This is a genomic window from Rhizobium centroccidentale, from assembly GCF_030182565.1.
Classification (GTDB): domain Bacteria; phylum Pseudomonadota; class Alphaproteobacteria; order Rhizobiales; family Rhizobiaceae; genus Rhizobium.
This window is the reverse complement of sequence record NZ_JAQJCG010000007.1, coordinates 93,417-106,187: the sequence shown is the minus strand read 5'-3', so window position 1 is coordinate 106,187 and position 12,771 is coordinate 93,417. Positions and strand designations below refer to the sequence as shown.

Sequence of the window (12,771 nt, the reverse complement as noted above, 5' to 3'; positions counted from 1 at the left end):
GCCGATGGTGCTATTGCGCTGCCTGCACGTCGTCGTAAGCCTTCTTCAGGCGCGCCACGAACTGGTCAGGCGTGGTCGAGCCGTTCACCAGGCCGGTGGTCGCCTGGATCAGCAGTTCGTAGTAGCCGGGCACCGGCCAGTCCGGGTAGAAGCCGAGACCGCCCTTGCTGGAGATCTGGTTGAAGAGTTCGACATTGCGCTTGCCGACTTCGTCGGTGACCGTGGCCGGATCGGCGGCGATGGCAACGCCACCGAGATTGGCCTGCAGGTTCTGGTTTTCCTTGCTCAGGACGAGATCGATGAACTCGTAGGAGAGATCCTTGTTCTTGGCACTCTTCGGCACCATGAACAGGTTGCCGGTCGAACCCACGCTGTACTTCGGGGTCGGGAAGATGAACTGGCTCCACTTGAAGGTCTTGATCGAACTTGCGAAGTTGCCGTTATTCCAGGTGCCGCTGACAAACATCGGAGCTGTGCCCGAGGAGAAGAGATTGTCAGCGCCGCCGGTACCCTTCAGGCCGGTCGAATCCTTCGAAATATAGCCTTTGCTCACCCAGTCGGCGATCTTCCGGGCGGCGAACAGGAAGGGTTTGGTATCGAGCGGTGCCTTGAGGCCCTGATAGTTCTTGACCCAGGTGTCGTCAGCCTGCGTCAGCGCCAGCGTATAGACCAGATGCTGTGCGTTGGAATCCACCGTACCATAGGCAAGCGGCGTAATGCCCTTCTTCTTGAAAGTGTCCAGCGCAGCTTCGAACTCGTCCAGCGTGGTCGGCACTTTCACGCCATTGGCCTGGAACATGTCGATATTATAGAAAACCGAAACGAATTCGCCGTAGACGGGAATGCCGATGATCGGGCCGGAACCGTAGATGCCGTTCCCATCGTATTTGCTGAGCTGGCTGTTGGTTTCGTTGAGGATCTTGTCCCAGCCGCGCGATTTGAATTGATCGTCGAGCGGCGTCAGCAGGCCCTGCGAGGCGACGAGACCTGCAGTGGCATTGCCCTTGTTGTATTCAAGCACATCCGGCGCCTGATCCGAATTGAGGATGAGGCTGCCAGCCTTCTGCAATTGCTCGAATGTCTTCTGTTCGAAATTGATCGTGACGTCGGGATGCTTGGCTTTCAGCTCTTCGAGCGCCTTGGTCCATGCCTTGGCCTGCGAAGTGTCCGGCAGTTCGAACCACCAGACGTTAAATGTCTTGCTCTGGGCTTGCGCCACACCGGCAGCCAACAGAAGCGACATGCCGGCTGTGATCGCCAGCTTCGAAAAAATATTCATATATTCTCCTCCACCATGCGAACCGTGACGGTATCTGTCCGATGACATGGCCCGCGCTGCCATCGGCGTTTTCCTCTTATCTGCACCAAGCGCCCGCCTGTCACATGGGACAAGGAGCGGACGCTCGGCAGTTCCTCCGTTTGGGTACCCGTCCTGCCCGAAAACATCAGACGCTCCGGGCACTTCATTAACGCACAACTCGCCTCCTAAATCGATGCAGATTCGCAAATGCGCGCTTTACTCGACGAAATCACCACCCCGGCTTGCCTTGAGATAGTTCAGGCCGTGAACCTGGCCAGTCATTTCGAGCGCATCGCGATAAACCGGGTCATGCCAGCCCTCGATATCGATGGAACCGGACCAGCCGGCCAAGCGCAGCTCGGAAATGATGTCGGTCCAGTTACTGTCACCAAAGCCCGGCGTGCGCATGAAGACGAATTTCTCCTTGCCGAAGATGCCGTGCTCCTTGATGACATCCCAACGGATCGTCGCATCCTTGCCGTGGACGTGGAAAATCTTTTTCGCCCATTTGCGGATCTGCGGCAGCGGCTCGATCAGATAGACCATCTGATGGCAAGGCTCCCATTCCAGGCCGAGATTGTCGTCCGGGGTTTCGTTGAACATCAGCTCCCAGGCGTCGGGATTATGCGCGATGTTCCAATCGCCGGTTGCCCAGTTGCCGTCCATGGCGCAATTTTCGAAGGCAATCTTGATGCCCTTGTCGGCGGCCCGCTTGGCAAGCTCGCTCCAGACCTGCTTATAGCGTGGCAGACTATCGGTGAGTGGTTGGTTGCGGATACGGCCGGTGAAGCCGGCAACGCAGGTCGCACCAAAATGATGGGCGTTGTCGATGCAATCCTTCCAGCCCTGCAACGTCTGCAGGTCCATCTCGCGCTCTTCAAGCGGATTGCCGAACATGCCGAGAGTAGAGATCGTGATGTCGCGGTCGCCGATGGCCTCGCGGCAGCGCTTGCCGAGCTCCGCAAGATTCTGGCCGTTGGTGCTCTGCCAGAAGAAGGGCTCGAAGCTTTCGAAGCCGAGATCGGCGATCTTGGCGATGTTCTGGGCGGCATCCTCGTTCGTTGCCCTGATCATCGTGCCGATGCGGATGGCCTTTGCCGGATTTGTCATGATGTCACTGTCCTTGTGCTGAAATGTCGACGCGCCGGCCGGTCTTAGCGCTCTCGATGGCGCCTAAGACCATGGCAAGGCTGCGAATGTTGTCGGAGCTCGCCGTTTCCGGCGTCTTGCCGGTTTTGATCGCTTCGATGAAGGAGGCGATAACGCTGGCGTGGCCATGCGTCTCCTCCTCATGCTTCGGTCCGGGAACCTCGATCGGCGTGAAACCATGCAGCAGCCCCGGCTCGTTGCCGGCAACACCAGCCTCGAAATTGTCCTCGCCGTCCCAGGTCAGCATGCCCTTGCTGCCGGTGAGCCGCCATTGGCTCTCCCAGCTCGTGCGCCGACCCTCGGCACACCAGGAGCCGCGATAGCTGAAGACGACATCATCGGAAAAGTCGAAGAGCGCATGCGCCGATGCGCCATGCTTGTACCAGGAGCCTACCGGATTCTTTTCGACGCAATAGACCGAAAGCGGCACCTTGCCGGAGACGAAGCGGGCGGCATCGAAGGTGTGGATCGCCATATCGAGCAGCAGAACATTGTCCATTTCCTCACGGAAACCACCGAAATGCGGACCGAGGAAGAAATCGCAATGAACGCCTGTGAGCGCGCCGATCGCCCCCTCCTCCACGAAACGTCGCAGACGACGGATGCCGGAGATGAAGCGGCGGTTCTGGATGATAGCATGGACCTTGCCAGTTTTAGCGGCTAGCTCGATCAGCGCAGCGCCCTCGGCGAGCGACGTCGCCATCGGCTTTTCGCTCAAGACATGGCAGCCAGCCTTCAACGCTGTCGACACGACATTAAAGCGTGCAGCGGGAATGACGATATCGAAGACGAGATCCGCTTTGGTCGTCGCAATGACCTCGGCGAGATCGGAGCCGATGATGGCGCCTTCGAGAGAGAATTCTTTCGCAAGATTTTCCGCGGTCGCTCGGTTGAGATCGACCAGACCGACAATCTGAATAGATTCGGCAAGCGCCGGCGTCGAGGTGATGGCCCTGAGCCAGCCCTTGGACATAGCTCCGCACCCGCACAAAATGGCATTAAATTTCACGATGTCCTCCAGCGGGCGGTGCGTAAACCCCTCATGACACGCGCTCCGTAAACGTTTACGATACTATGCGAAAAGATTTTCCTGTGTCAATAGAGGAGGACTCTGGAAAATGGCGCATGGAGGAAAACTGCGGCCGATGAAGGGAATTCGTCAGCTTGCCGAGCATCTCGATATCTCGATCGGCACAGTATCACGCGCGTTGAACGGCAAGCCTGATGTCAACGAGGAGACCCGCAAGCGCGTTCTCGCCGCCGCCGAGCAGCTCGGCTATGTCGCCAACCAATCCGGCCGCAGCCTGCGGCAGGGCACAACGAATGTCATCGGCCTGATGATCCAGTCCAGCCGTGAGACGGTCGAAAACAGCGACAATTTCTTTCTGACGGTGACGGGTGGGCTGCAGAGCGTATTCTCCCGCCACAAGCTCGATCTCATCATGCTCCCTTGCCCGCATGACGAGGACCCTTACGAATATCTGAAGCGCATGGTGGCGAGACGGATCGTGGATGCGCTGATCATTTCGGAGACGCAGCGCGTCGACAAGCGCTTCGACCTGCTTGCCAAGGCGAAAATCCCCTTCGCAGCGCTTGGCCGCAGCCTGTCAGGCACCCAGCATCCCTGGGCCGACCTCGATTTTGACGGCGTCGCCAATGCCGCCGTCGACCGGCTCGTCGCGCATGGACATCGCCGCATCGCGGTCAGCGCACCCTCAAGCGACATCAATCTCGGCTTCATCTTCGTCGACGGCTATCGCCGGGCGCTGGAGCGGCATGGCATCGCCTATGATCCCGCGCTCGTCATTCGTGCCAAATCGAGCGAACAAGGCGGCTATCAGGTTGCCGACGAGTTGCTGGGCCTTGAAAACGGGCCGACGGCTGTGATCCTCATCTACGAATTGATGGCGATCGGCTTCTACCGGCGCGTGATGGAAGCCGGCATCATCCCTGGGCGCGATATTGCGGTCGTCAGCTTCCGTGAGGCGCCGCGCGCCAAATTCCTGCAACCGGCGCTGACCTGCTTTCGTACCTCGGTGCACGATCTTGGCGTCGAACTGGCGGAAATCCTGCTTTCCAGCATGCCCGCCTATAGTCAGGAATACCCCAGGAAGACACGCCAAACGGTGTGGCCGCTCGAGCTCATTCCTGGGGAAAGCGACGCTTTCCACCTGAAGACCGCAAAATAGGCAGCGCCGAAACGCCGCACCGGCCACTCCGACGGTTGCGACACCACCCATCAATTGCCATGTAGGACATCGCAAACAGGAACCCGGGCTTGAGCGAAGAAACCATCACACTTTACGAAGCGATCGGCGGCGACCGCACCGTGCGGACGCTGACATCGCGTTTTTATGAACTGATGGATACGCTGCCGGAGGCGGCCAATTGCCGTGCCGTGCATCCGCCGAGCCTCGAAGGCTCGCAGGAAAAATTCTACGAGTATCTGACCGGCTATTTCGGCGGGCCGCAGCTCTATATCGAGAAGCGCGGCCATCCTCGCCTGCGCAGCCGGCATTTCGCCGCCGCCATCGGCCCGAAGGAGCGCGACGAGTGGTTGCTATGCTTCCGCCGCGCCATGGAAGAAACCATCGAGAATGAAAAGCTGCGGGCCATCATATGGGAGCCGGTCGAGCGTCTGGCTTTCCACATGCAGAACCGCGAATGAGGAAAACATGAGCATCGGCTCCATAATCCGTCCGGCCACCCTGTTTATCGCCGGCATTCTCGGCGGAGGCGGTGTCGCGCTGGCCGCAGCCGCAACTCATGGCGGCGACACGCATTTCCTCGGTGCAGCCTCCACCATGAGCCTCGCTCACGCCCCTGCCCTCTTGGCGCTCTATGCCGGTTACGGCCGTATCCGCACCGCACCGATCGCGGCTGTCTTGTTGGGATTGGGAACGCTGATCTTCGCCGGTGATCTCATCAACAGGCATTTCGGCGGCGGCTCGCTCTTTCCGATGGCCGCTCCGACGGGCGGAATCGGCATGATCGCCGGCTGGACGGCGATAGCGCTCGGTGCCTTTTTCAGGACGAGTTCGGCAAAGGTGTGACCCTGGCGCCTAAATGCCGGGAACGACGGCGAAGCCCTCGAATTGCGGCGGCCCCCAATAAAGCCGCTTGTTATCGGCCGCATTGCGATGCGCCATGCGAAAATGCTCGGATTTCGTCCAGTTGATGAACGCCTCTTCGCTGTGCCAGGTCGTGTGCGAGGAAAACAGCGTATAGCCCTCCTCTACGCTTGATTTTCCGCGCAGGAGACGGAACTCGAGAAAACCCGGCACCTCCGATAGGCGGGAATCGCGCCCGCGCCAAACCTCTTCGAATTCGCCCTCCAAACCGATGACGACCTTGAAGCAGTTCATGGCGATGTACATGGCAACCTCGTTCGACGATCAGACCTTCTTGCGACGGGCGACAGTCTTATCCGCGTCGGGCGCAAAGGCAACGACATTTGCGCCATTGCGGCTCGCTGCGTCGAGCGGCTGCTCCGGCGCCTCCCCCGGCAGCCGCGTCTTCCAAGCCGGAAATGTCGCGACATTGGCCGCCCGCCGTTGTTCCTCGGCGCGACGCATCAGCAATTCATAGAGTTCGGGCACGAGCCCGTCACCGTTCTGTGCGGCCAGCTTGTGCAGGCCGATCAGCATAAACCCGTCAGGGCCGTTATCGATCATTTTGAAGCGTCTCGTTCTTTCATGGTCTGCAGCGCCCGCTCGAGGCTGGATTTGCTGCCATTGCGCAAGGGAATGAAGGCCTTTCCGAACTTCTTGCAGCCCGTCTTCACGCGCAGGCAGGCATCATGGCTGATGCAATCGATCGGGCAGAACACGCAGTCGACCGATGGCAGCACGGTGTCGATGCGAGAGACCGCCTCGCGAAGGCCGCCATCGTGGTGGATCAGTTCGGCACCGAAGTTGCTGGCGATCTGGCGAAGATGCGCCACCTGGCAATCACGGCCACCCACATAAAGGAAGCTGCGCACGTCGAGAGTGGATTTTCCGGAACCCTGCGCCGGTGTCTGCGCTTCGCGGCTCTCGCGGTCAAAATCCTTCTTCCCCTTACGCGCCATGCATCACCCGTTTGCTGATTGCTCTTCCACGCTCGATTCCATCGAGCGTGAAGCGACCTTAGTAAACATGAGTTTTGTAGTAAAGTATAAAGTTGATAATTTTTATCATATTTTATGGCCAGTCAGCCACGTATCAAGAATGGGATCGTAAATGGCATGCTCGAAACACCAAACTCGCTAGGAATGGGAGAGCACGACCCAACACCCCGCAACGCGACGAGCACCGCCTGGTCGACATTCGAATTGCCCGAGCTGACTGAAATTGTGGGAGACGACACGCGACCAGATGCATCAACCCTGAAGCGCGTTACCACCGTCGCATTGTTGCCTCTGGCTGAAATCCCTCTGATTGCGCGCCTGATGCAAGCTTGTATTTTGCCCGCATAGTCGGATCTGGCAGCGCTACCTGCACCGGCACGCCGCGCGCTTGCCTGTGAATTATTATCCGATTGCACCGCTTCGGTCCCGTCGACAGAGCCCTTCTTCGAATTCTCGGCGCTCTCGCCTTGCGATCCCGATTTCACCTTCCCGACTTTTGCGACCGGCTTCTTCACTTCCTTCGGCCGTTCAACTGGCTTCGGCTTCTCCACCGGCGTCACAACCTCAGGCGGAGGCTCTATCGGCTGAGCTTCGGCAACCTGACTATCAACAGGGCGCACCGGTTCGGCGGGCTGGATGACCGCCGTCTCGGCCGGCGCCTGCGTCGCCAAAATCTGCGGCTGCTCGGGTGCGACTGCAGTGGGCTGGGTCTGCTCAATGGGCTCGACGGGCTCGGCCGTTTGAACCTGCTGCGTCTCCACTGCTTGCGGCTGAACGACATCCGGCTGCGGCGGTTGCGCCTGTTCGGGCGTGACTTCGGTCGGCTGCACCGTCTGCGGCTGCACGGCTTCGGCGGTCACCTGTTCTGGCTCAGTCTGCGGGGTTTCCTCACCCGCAGCCATCTGATCGGCATCGGAATTGCCGATCATGATGACACTGACGGTATCGCCCGCCTCTTCCTGCGCTTCTTCCGGCGTGGCGACGAAGGTAAACAGCAGCGCAATAACGATAACGGCATGGAACAGGCAGGATCCCACGCCGGAGAAAAGCAGCGACGTCTTGCGCTCGGCAACCGTTTCTCGCGCCCTCTCAGGCAGCGCGTCCATCGGCAGGTGCTCCGCCGCCTCAACCGGCGAAGCCTCCGCCGGATGATCCGGATAGGAGCTGATCTGAGTGAAACGACTGTAATGCGCCACAACCTCGGCCGCCGGTGGTCGGGGCACGCCCTCGAGGCCGGTCAGTTCGTGGCCCGGCAGCACGCTCGGATAGTTGTCATTCAAGCCGCCGTTGGCACGGCGTTCCATGGAAACTTTCGCCGAGCGCATTGCCATGGTTCAGCCTTCGAAAGGAACAGATGTCTGCGAGCGCGTAGCTAGAGCGGCCTTGCACTCACCCGCCGCCGGACCATCGCAGACCGGCGTGTCATTGATGATGATGCGGGAAACCGTTTCGCACTTGACGCCCGGCATATCGAATTGCCGCACCCGCTTCTTGCCGAGTGGCAGGTCGCGGAAATCAAGCACCGTAACCCGGTCGACGGCATTCTTGTCGTTGAAGAAAGCAAGCTCGAAAGAGATCTTGGTGATCGGCGTCGCCATATCGTTTTCGGCAACGAATGTCATCATGCATCCCTTCGGCGAGGGAGCCAATGCATTGAGCTCGACGGTGAGCTTGGGCGCAGTCGATGTGGGTGCCGCGGAACTTGCATCCTGAGCAAAAGCAGAAACAGAAGATGCCGCGGCAAACAGCCCGGAGGCGACGAGCGCCAAGATCGTTTTCGTCAGCATCGACATGTCTCCTGTATGTGTTGACGCCGCTAGCCCGACCAGCGTGGCCTTGGCGTGTATCGTCGAAATTTTAAACTTGACTCTTTAGGTATCCTATTGTGTGTTTATGAAACCATGAGTAAGAGAGTCAAGATAAATTTGGCCGCACGACGGTTCGGCCCCCGATGAATTTTCAGGCAAAACTAAACAGGATGATTGCTGAGAAGACCCCTACGCCGCCGGTACAGTGCACGGCCGCACCGCAGGTAAGAATTGTCGAGAGCACGGATATTTTCCGGGGCCAGACCGAAATCATGATCAAGCATGATGGCGTCATCTATCGCATGAAGATTACGCGCCAAGGCAAGCTGATACTCAACAAATAGGCATGACAGATGAATAAAACGACCCGCCCGACCCCCGCCGAAATTCGCGCTTTCCGCGCCGAGAACCCGAAGATGCGCGAGCGCGACATCGCTGCTCGCCTCGAGATTTCCGAAGCGGCGCTCGTCGCGGCCGAAGTCGGCATTTCGGCCGCCCGCATCGATGCCAGCGTCGATCGCTTCCTGGAGCGGATCGCTTCGCTCGGCGAGATCATGGCGCTGTCGCGCAACGAAAGCGCCGTGCATGAGAAGATCGGCATCTATGAAAACATGAAATTCGGCGCGCAGGCGGCGATCGTGCTCGGCGAGAATATCGACCTGCGCATCTTCCCGAAGCGCTGGGTTCATGGCTTTGCCGTCACCAAGACGGATGGCGACCAGAAGAGGCTCAGCCTGCAATTCTTCGACAAGGCCGGTGATGCCGTCCACAAGGTACATCTGCGCCCCGATTCGAATGTCGAGGCCTATCACGCCATGGTCGCCGAGCTGCGCATCGAAAACCAGTCTCAGGAATTCGCCGAGGATCGTTCAGGTTACGACAATGGCGCGACGGACGGCGATGTCAGCCGCGACGAGCTGCGCGACCATTGGAGCCGGATGACCGATACGCACGAATTCTTCGGCATGCTGAAGAAACTGAAGATCGGCCGCCAGGACGCGATCCGTACCGTCGGCGACGATTATGCGTGGAAGCTGGATACCGGCGCCGTCGCAGAGATGATGCATGCCTGCGTGCGCGAGGGTCTGCCGATCATGTGCTTCGTCGCCAACGAAGGCACCGTGCAGATCCACTCCGGCCCGATCTACAACGTGCAGACCATGGGTCCCTGGATCAATGTCATGGATCCGACCTTCCATCTGCATCTGCGTCAGGACCACATCGCCGAGACATGGGTCGTGCGCAAGCCGACCAAGGATGGCCACGTCACCTCGCTCGAGGCCTATAATGCCAAGGGCGAGATGATCATCCAGTTCTTTGGTAAGCGGAAGGAAGGCTTCGATGAGCGCCGCGATTGGCGCGCTATCCTGGAAAACCTGACGAGATCGGGCGCCAGCGTCGCCGCATAAGAGATGCTCATGACGATGTTTAAGAACTTGAAGCACATCAGGCCGGGGGAAATCGCCCTGACCATGGTGGTGATGGCCTTGCCGCTCATGCCTGCCAATCCGATCGCCGGGCTCGGCAGCTTCGTGCGGCACGCACACGCTGCCGAGGCGGCACCGAAGATCGATACCTCGCGCCTCGTCTCCATCGGCGGCGATATCACGGAAATCGTCTATGCGCTCGGCGAGGAAAAGCGGCTCATCGCCCGCGATTCCACCAGCCTTTATCCGAAGGAAGCGACCAAGCTGCCCGATGTAGGCTATATGCGCGCGCTATCGCCGGAAGGCATTCTGGCCGTCAATCCCACAGCCATCATCGCGGTGGAAGGTTCCGGCCCGCCGGAAGCCTTGGCCGTGCTGCGCAATGCCAGCCTCCCTTTCGAGACCGTGCCGCAGACCTACGATCGCGACGGCATCCTGAAGAAGATCGAAGTCGTCGGCGCGCTGCTTGGCGTGCCGGATAAGGCCAAGGTCCTGGAAAGCAAAGTCGCCGCCGATCTCGACGCAGCCATCAATGATTCCGCCAAGCGCCCGGAGGCCGAGCGCAAGCGCGTCCTTTTCGTGCTCAGCAACCAGAACGGCAAGATCATGGCTTCGGGCAGCGACACGGCCGCCGACGGCATCATCAAGCTGACAGGCGCCATCAATGCGATCAATGGCTTCTCCGGCTACAAATCGGTGACGGACGAAGCGATCATCGAAGCCAAGCCTGACGTCATCCTGATCATGGATCGCGAGGGTCCGCTGTCGATGTCGAACGAGGATCTCCTGAAGCAACCCGCCATTTCGCTAACGCCGGCCGCGAGCCACAAGGCAGTCGTGCGCATGGACGGCCTGCATCTGCTCGGCTTCGGACCGCGTACGGCCAGCGCGATCCGCGAGCTGAACGCGGCGATCTACGGAGGCTGACGTGGCATTCAACGATGCCATGGCCGGGCTGAAGCAAATGTCGCAAACCACAGCACGCCGCCACGAAGGGGATCGCACCGCACTTGCGATCCTCGTCATCGCCAGCCTCGTCGCGATTTCGGCCGTTGCCTTTCTGTTTTCGATCACGACAGGCGCGTCGAATGCTTCGGTCATCGACCTAATAGCGGACATGGTGAGCGGCAGCGCGGAAAGCACGCTCAGCATCCGCGACCGCATCGTCATTTTCGATATCCGCCTGCCCCGCGCCGTCCTCGGCTTCCTGATCGGCGGCGGGTTGGCGGTTTCGGGTGCTGTCATGCAGGGCCTCTTCCGCAATCCGCTCGCGGATCCCGGCCTGATCGGCGTATCTGCGGGTTCCAGCCTCGGCGCCGTTGCCATGATCGTCCTGGGCGGTGGCGTGCTTGCTCCTGTCGCGCACCTCCTCGGCATCTTCGCTCTGCCCGTCGCCGCCTTCATCGGCGGCCTGGCAACGACGATATTGCTTTATAAGGTCGCGACCCGGTACGGACAGACATCGATCGCAACCATGCTGCTGGCCGGCATCGCGCTCGGTTCGCTTGCGCTGGCGGCAACCGGAATCCTCGTCTACATGGCGGACGACCGGCAGTTGCGCGACTTGACCTTCTGGAGCATGGGATCGCTGGCGGGCTCGACCTGGAGCAAGGTCGCAGGTGCCGGCCCGATCATCGCCCTTTCGCTTCTTCCCCTTCCCTTCATGGCGCGCGGACTGAACGCGCTGACGCTCGGCGAGGCGACCGCTTTCCACATGGGGATATCAGTGCAGCGGCTGAAGAATATCGCCATCGTCAGCGTGGCCGCGGCGGTCGGTGCATCGGTCGCCGTCAGCGGCGGTATAGGCTTCGTCGGCATCGTCGTCCCGCATATCCTGCGCATGGTCATCGGCCCCGACCACCGTTTCCTGCTGCCGGCTTCGGCACTGCTCGGCGGCTCGTTGCTGGTCGTTGCCGATGTGGTTGCCCGCACCATCGTTTCCCCGGCGGAGTTGCCGATCGGCATTCTGACGGCAGGTGTTGGCGGTCCCTTCTTCCTGTGGATGCTGCTCAGGCAGCGCTCGCGCCTCAGCCTGTGAGCTTGCGATGATTAATGTTTCCAATCTGAGCGTCCGGCTTGCCGGTAAGCCGGTCGTGCAGGATATATCCTTCACGGCCGAGGCTGGAACGCTGACTGCCATTTGCGGGCCGAACGGCTCCGGCAAGACTACGACGATGAAAGCCGTGTCGGGCGAACTGACCTATAGCGGCTCCGTGCATATGAACGGCGCCGAAATCGGCAGTCTGGTGCCCTGGCAGCTTGCCGAAATGCGTGGTGTCCTGCCGCAGGCGAGCTCTATATCCTTTCCCTTCACCGTCCGCGAGATCGTTCGCATGGGCCTTGCAAGCGGGCGCAACCGTCATCCGGAGCAGGCCGACCGCACCGCGACCGAGGCGCTCGCTGCCGTCGATCTCGGCGGCTTCGAAGGCCGCTTCTATCAGGAGCTTTCCGGCGGCGAACAGCAGCGCGTCCAGCTCGCCCGTGTGCTCTGCCAGATTTCCGAGCCTGTCATCGAGGGCAGGCCCTGCTGGCTGCTGCTCGACGAACCTGTTTCCAGCCTCGATGTCAGCCACCAGCTCACCATCATGACGCTTGCACGGCAATTCTGCCGGCGTGGCGGCGGCGTCATCGCCGTTATGCATGATCTCAACCTGACCGCGCTTTTTGCCGACCGGATGGTCCTGCTCAAGAACGGCCAGCTGCAGGCCACGGGATCGATCAAGGACGTGCTGACGGACCAGAACCTGCAGCATGTCTTTGGCTGCAACCTGCGCGTCAACCGCGTTCCCGCCAATGGCGCTCCCTTCGTTCTCGCCCATAGCGCGCTGGCCGACTGACGCCGCACCTGCCCCATATCCGGAACTTTTTGTTGCATCCGCGCGTTGAGATGAAGCGATCGGAATCGATGTTCCGAGCGTGGAGTGTTCTGGTGTGTCGGAGAATTTCCGATCATCACAAAAACAGGTGCCCCAGGGGCGT

General features: G+C 60.1%; 16 protein-coding genes. 8 read left to right on the top strand and 8 right to left on the bottom strand.

Translation table 11 applies throughout. The annotated features are described in order from the left end of the window. Positions 1-10: 10 nt before the first annotated feature. The 3 genes from PH562_RS11795 to PH562_RS11785 all read right to left on the bottom strand — a co-directional run bounded on the left by PH562_RS11795 (position 11) and on the right by PH562_RS11785 (position 3,458). The gene (locus PH562_RS11795) at positions 11-1,279 is read right to left on the bottom strand and encodes an ABC transporter substrate-binding protein (protein ID WP_285173179.1); all 1,269 of its coding nucleotides are present in this window, start codon (positions 1,277-1,279) and stop codon (positions 11-13) included. A gap of 237 nt (positions 1,280-1,516) precedes the next feature. Continuing rightward, positions 1,517-2,410, bottom strand: coding sequence for a sugar phosphate isomerase/epimerase family protein (locus PH562_RS11790; protein WP_069611663.1), 894 nt, complete (start codon positions 2,408-2,410; stop codon positions 1,517-1,519). A gap of 4 nt (positions 2,411-2,414) precedes the next feature. Continuing rightward, the gene (locus PH562_RS11785; RefSeq protein ID WP_285173178.1) at positions 2,415-3,458 is read right to left on the bottom strand and encodes a Gfo/Idh/MocA family protein; all 1,044 of its coding nucleotides are present in this window, start codon (positions 3,456-3,458) and stop codon (positions 2,415-2,417) included. A gap of 136 nt (positions 3,459-3,594) precedes the next feature. Here PH562_RS11785 and PH562_RS11780 point away from each other — a divergent pair, with 136 nt between their 5' ends. The 3 genes from PH562_RS11780 to PH562_RS11770 all read left to right on the top strand — a co-directional run bounded on the left by PH562_RS11780 (position 3,595) and on the right by PH562_RS11770 (position 5,502). Continuing rightward, a complete protein-coding gene (locus tag PH562_RS11780) occupies positions 3,595-4,638 on the top strand; it encodes a substrate-binding domain-containing protein (protein WP_285173177.1) in 1,044 nt (347 codons plus the stop codon). An 89-nt stretch (positions 4,639-4,727) separates the two neighbouring features. After that, on the top strand, positions 4,728-5,117 hold the full coding sequence (locus PH562_RS11775; RefSeq protein WP_285173176.1) for a group II truncated hemoglobin: 390 nt from the start codon (positions 4,728-4,730) through the stop codon (positions 5,115-5,117). Between the two features lie 7 nt (positions 5,118-5,124). After that, entirely contained in the window at positions 5,125-5,502 is a 378-nt protein-coding gene (locus PH562_RS11770) for a DUF423 domain-containing protein (protein WP_285173175.1), read from the top strand. 9 nt (positions 5,503-5,511) lie between these two features. Here the strand turns inward: PH562_RS11770 and hmuQ are convergent, their stop codons facing one another. The 5 genes from hmuQ to PH562_RS11745 all read right to left on the bottom strand — a co-directional run bounded on the left by hmuQ (position 5,512) and on the right by PH562_RS11745 (position 8,344). Next, the gene (gene hmuQ / locus PH562_RS11765; RefSeq protein WP_285173174.1) at positions 5,512-5,826 is read right to left on the bottom strand and encodes a heme-degrading protein HmuQ; all 315 of its coding nucleotides are present in this window, start codon (positions 5,824-5,826) and stop codon (positions 5,512-5,514) included. Positions 5,827-5,844: 18 nt separating this feature from the next. After that, positions 5,845-6,123 (bottom strand): hypothetical protein, encoded by a 279-nt coding sequence (locus tag PH562_RS11760; protein ID WP_285173173.1) that lies wholly within the window; start codon positions 6,121-6,123, stop codon positions 5,845-5,847. Next, positions 6,120-6,518 carry a DUF2325 domain-containing protein gene (locus PH562_RS11755; protein ID WP_285173172.1) on the bottom strand — a complete coding sequence of 133 codons (399 nt, stop codon included), beginning with the start codon at positions 6,516-6,518 and terminating at the stop codon, positions 6,120-6,122. Before PH562_RS11755 ends, PH562_RS11760 begins: the two co-directional genes overlap by 4 nt. A gap of 122 nt (positions 6,519-6,640) precedes the next feature. Next, positions 6,641-7,861: a TonB family protein gene (locus tag PH562_RS11750; RefSeq protein WP_285173171.1), complete on the bottom strand. Its 1,221-nt coding sequence runs from the start codon at positions 7,859-7,861 to the stop codon at positions 6,641-6,643. 30 nt (positions 7,862-7,891) lie between these two features. Then, positions 7,892-8,344 carry a hypothetical protein gene (locus PH562_RS11745; protein WP_285173170.1) on the bottom strand — a complete coding sequence of 151 codons (453 nt, stop codon included), beginning with the start codon at positions 8,342-8,344 and terminating at the stop codon, positions 7,892-7,894. A 191-nt stretch (positions 8,345-8,535) separates the two neighbouring features. Here PH562_RS11745 and hemP point away from each other — a divergent pair, with 191 nt between their 5' ends. Genes hemP through PH562_RS11720 form a run of 5 tightly spaced genes read left to right on the top strand, consistent with a single transcriptional unit; the run spans position 8,536 to position 12,629 of the window. Beyond that, positions 8,536-8,709, top strand: coding sequence for a hemin uptake protein HemP (gene hemP / locus PH562_RS11740; RefSeq protein WP_113230000.1), 174 nt, complete (start codon positions 8,536-8,538; stop codon positions 8,707-8,709). Positions 8,710-8,718: 9 nt separating this feature from the next. Further along, positions 8,719-9,774 carry a hemin-degrading factor gene (locus PH562_RS11735; protein ID WP_285173169.1) on the top strand — a complete coding sequence of 352 codons (1,056 nt, stop codon included), beginning with the start codon at positions 8,719-8,721 and terminating at the stop codon, positions 9,772-9,774. Between the two features lie 9 nt (positions 9,775-9,783). Beyond that, positions 9,784-10,719, top strand: a complete 936-nt coding sequence (locus PH562_RS11730) for a heme/hemin ABC transporter substrate-binding protein (protein ID WP_285173168.1) — start codon at positions 9,784-9,786, stop codon at positions 10,717-10,719. A gap of 19 nt (positions 10,720-10,738) precedes the next feature. Continuing rightward, positions 10,739-11,830 carry a FecCD family ABC transporter permease gene (locus PH562_RS11725; RefSeq protein WP_483315342.1) on the top strand — a complete coding sequence of 364 codons (1,092 nt, stop codon included), beginning with the start codon at positions 10,739-10,741 and terminating at the stop codon, positions 11,828-11,830. A gap of 7 nt (positions 11,831-11,837) precedes the next feature. Beyond that, positions 11,838-12,629, top strand: coding sequence for a heme ABC transporter ATP-binding protein (locus PH562_RS11720; protein ID WP_285173167.1), 792 nt, complete (start codon positions 11,838-11,840; stop codon positions 12,627-12,629). Positions 12,630-12,771: the final 142 nt, after the last annotated feature.

What these genes read in the sequence shown, in the direction of transcription:
- PH562_RS11790 (WP_069611663.1), bottom strand. Translation starts at nt 2,410, where the DNA reads ATGACAAATCCGGCAAAGGCCATCCGCATCGGCACGATGATCAGGGCA.
- PH562_RS11770 (WP_285173175.1), top strand. Translation starts at nt 5,125, where the DNA reads ATGAGCATCGGCTCCATAATCCGTCCGGCCACCCTGTTTATCGCCGGC.
- PH562_RS11725 (WP_483315342.1), top strand. Translation starts at nt 10,739, where the DNA reads ATGGCCGGGCTGAAGCAAATGTCGCAAACCACAGCACGCCGCCACGAA.
- PH562_RS11795 (WP_285173179.1), bottom strand. Translation starts at nt 1,279, where the DNA reads ATGAATATTTTTTCGAAGCTGGCGATCACAGCCGGCATGTCGCTTCTG.
- PH562_RS11730 (WP_285173168.1), top strand. Translation starts at nt 9,784, where the DNA reads ATGACGATGTTTAAGAACTTGAAGCACATCAGGCCGGGGGAAATCGCC.
- PH562_RS11755 (WP_285173172.1), bottom strand. Translation starts at nt 6,518, where the DNA reads ATGGCGCGTAAGGGGAAGAAGGATTTTGACCGCGAGAGCCGCGAAGCG.
- PH562_RS11720 (WP_285173167.1), top strand. Translation starts at nt 11,838, where the DNA reads ATGATTAATGTTTCCAATCTGAGCGTCCGGCTTGCCGGTAAGCCGGTC.
- PH562_RS11735 (WP_285173169.1), top strand. Translation starts at nt 8,719, where the DNA reads ATGAATAAAACGACCCGCCCGACCCCCGCCGAAATTCGCGCTTTCCGC.
- PH562_RS11745 (WP_285173170.1), bottom strand. Translation starts at nt 8,344, where the DNA reads ATGCTGACGAAAACGATCTTGGCGCTCGTCGCCTCCGGGCTGTTTGCC.
- PH562_RS11780 (WP_285173177.1), top strand. Translation starts at nt 3,595, where the DNA reads ATGAAGGGAATTCGTCAGCTTGCCGAGCATCTCGATATCTCGATCGGC.
- hemP (WP_113230000.1), top strand. Translation starts at nt 8,536, where the DNA reads ATGATTGCTGAGAAGACCCCTACGCCGCCGGTACAGTGCACGGCCGCA.
- hmuQ (WP_285173174.1), bottom strand. Translation starts at nt 5,826, where the DNA reads ATGTACATCGCCATGAACTGCTTCAAGGTCGTCATCGGTTTGGAGGGC.
- PH562_RS11760 (WP_285173173.1), bottom strand. Translation starts at nt 6,123, where the DNA reads ATGATCGATAACGGCCCTGACGGGTTTATGCTGATCGGCCTGCACAAG.
- PH562_RS11750 (WP_285173171.1), bottom strand. Translation starts at nt 7,861, where the DNA reads ATGGAACGCCGTGCCAACGGCGGCTTGAATGACAACTATCCGAGCGTG.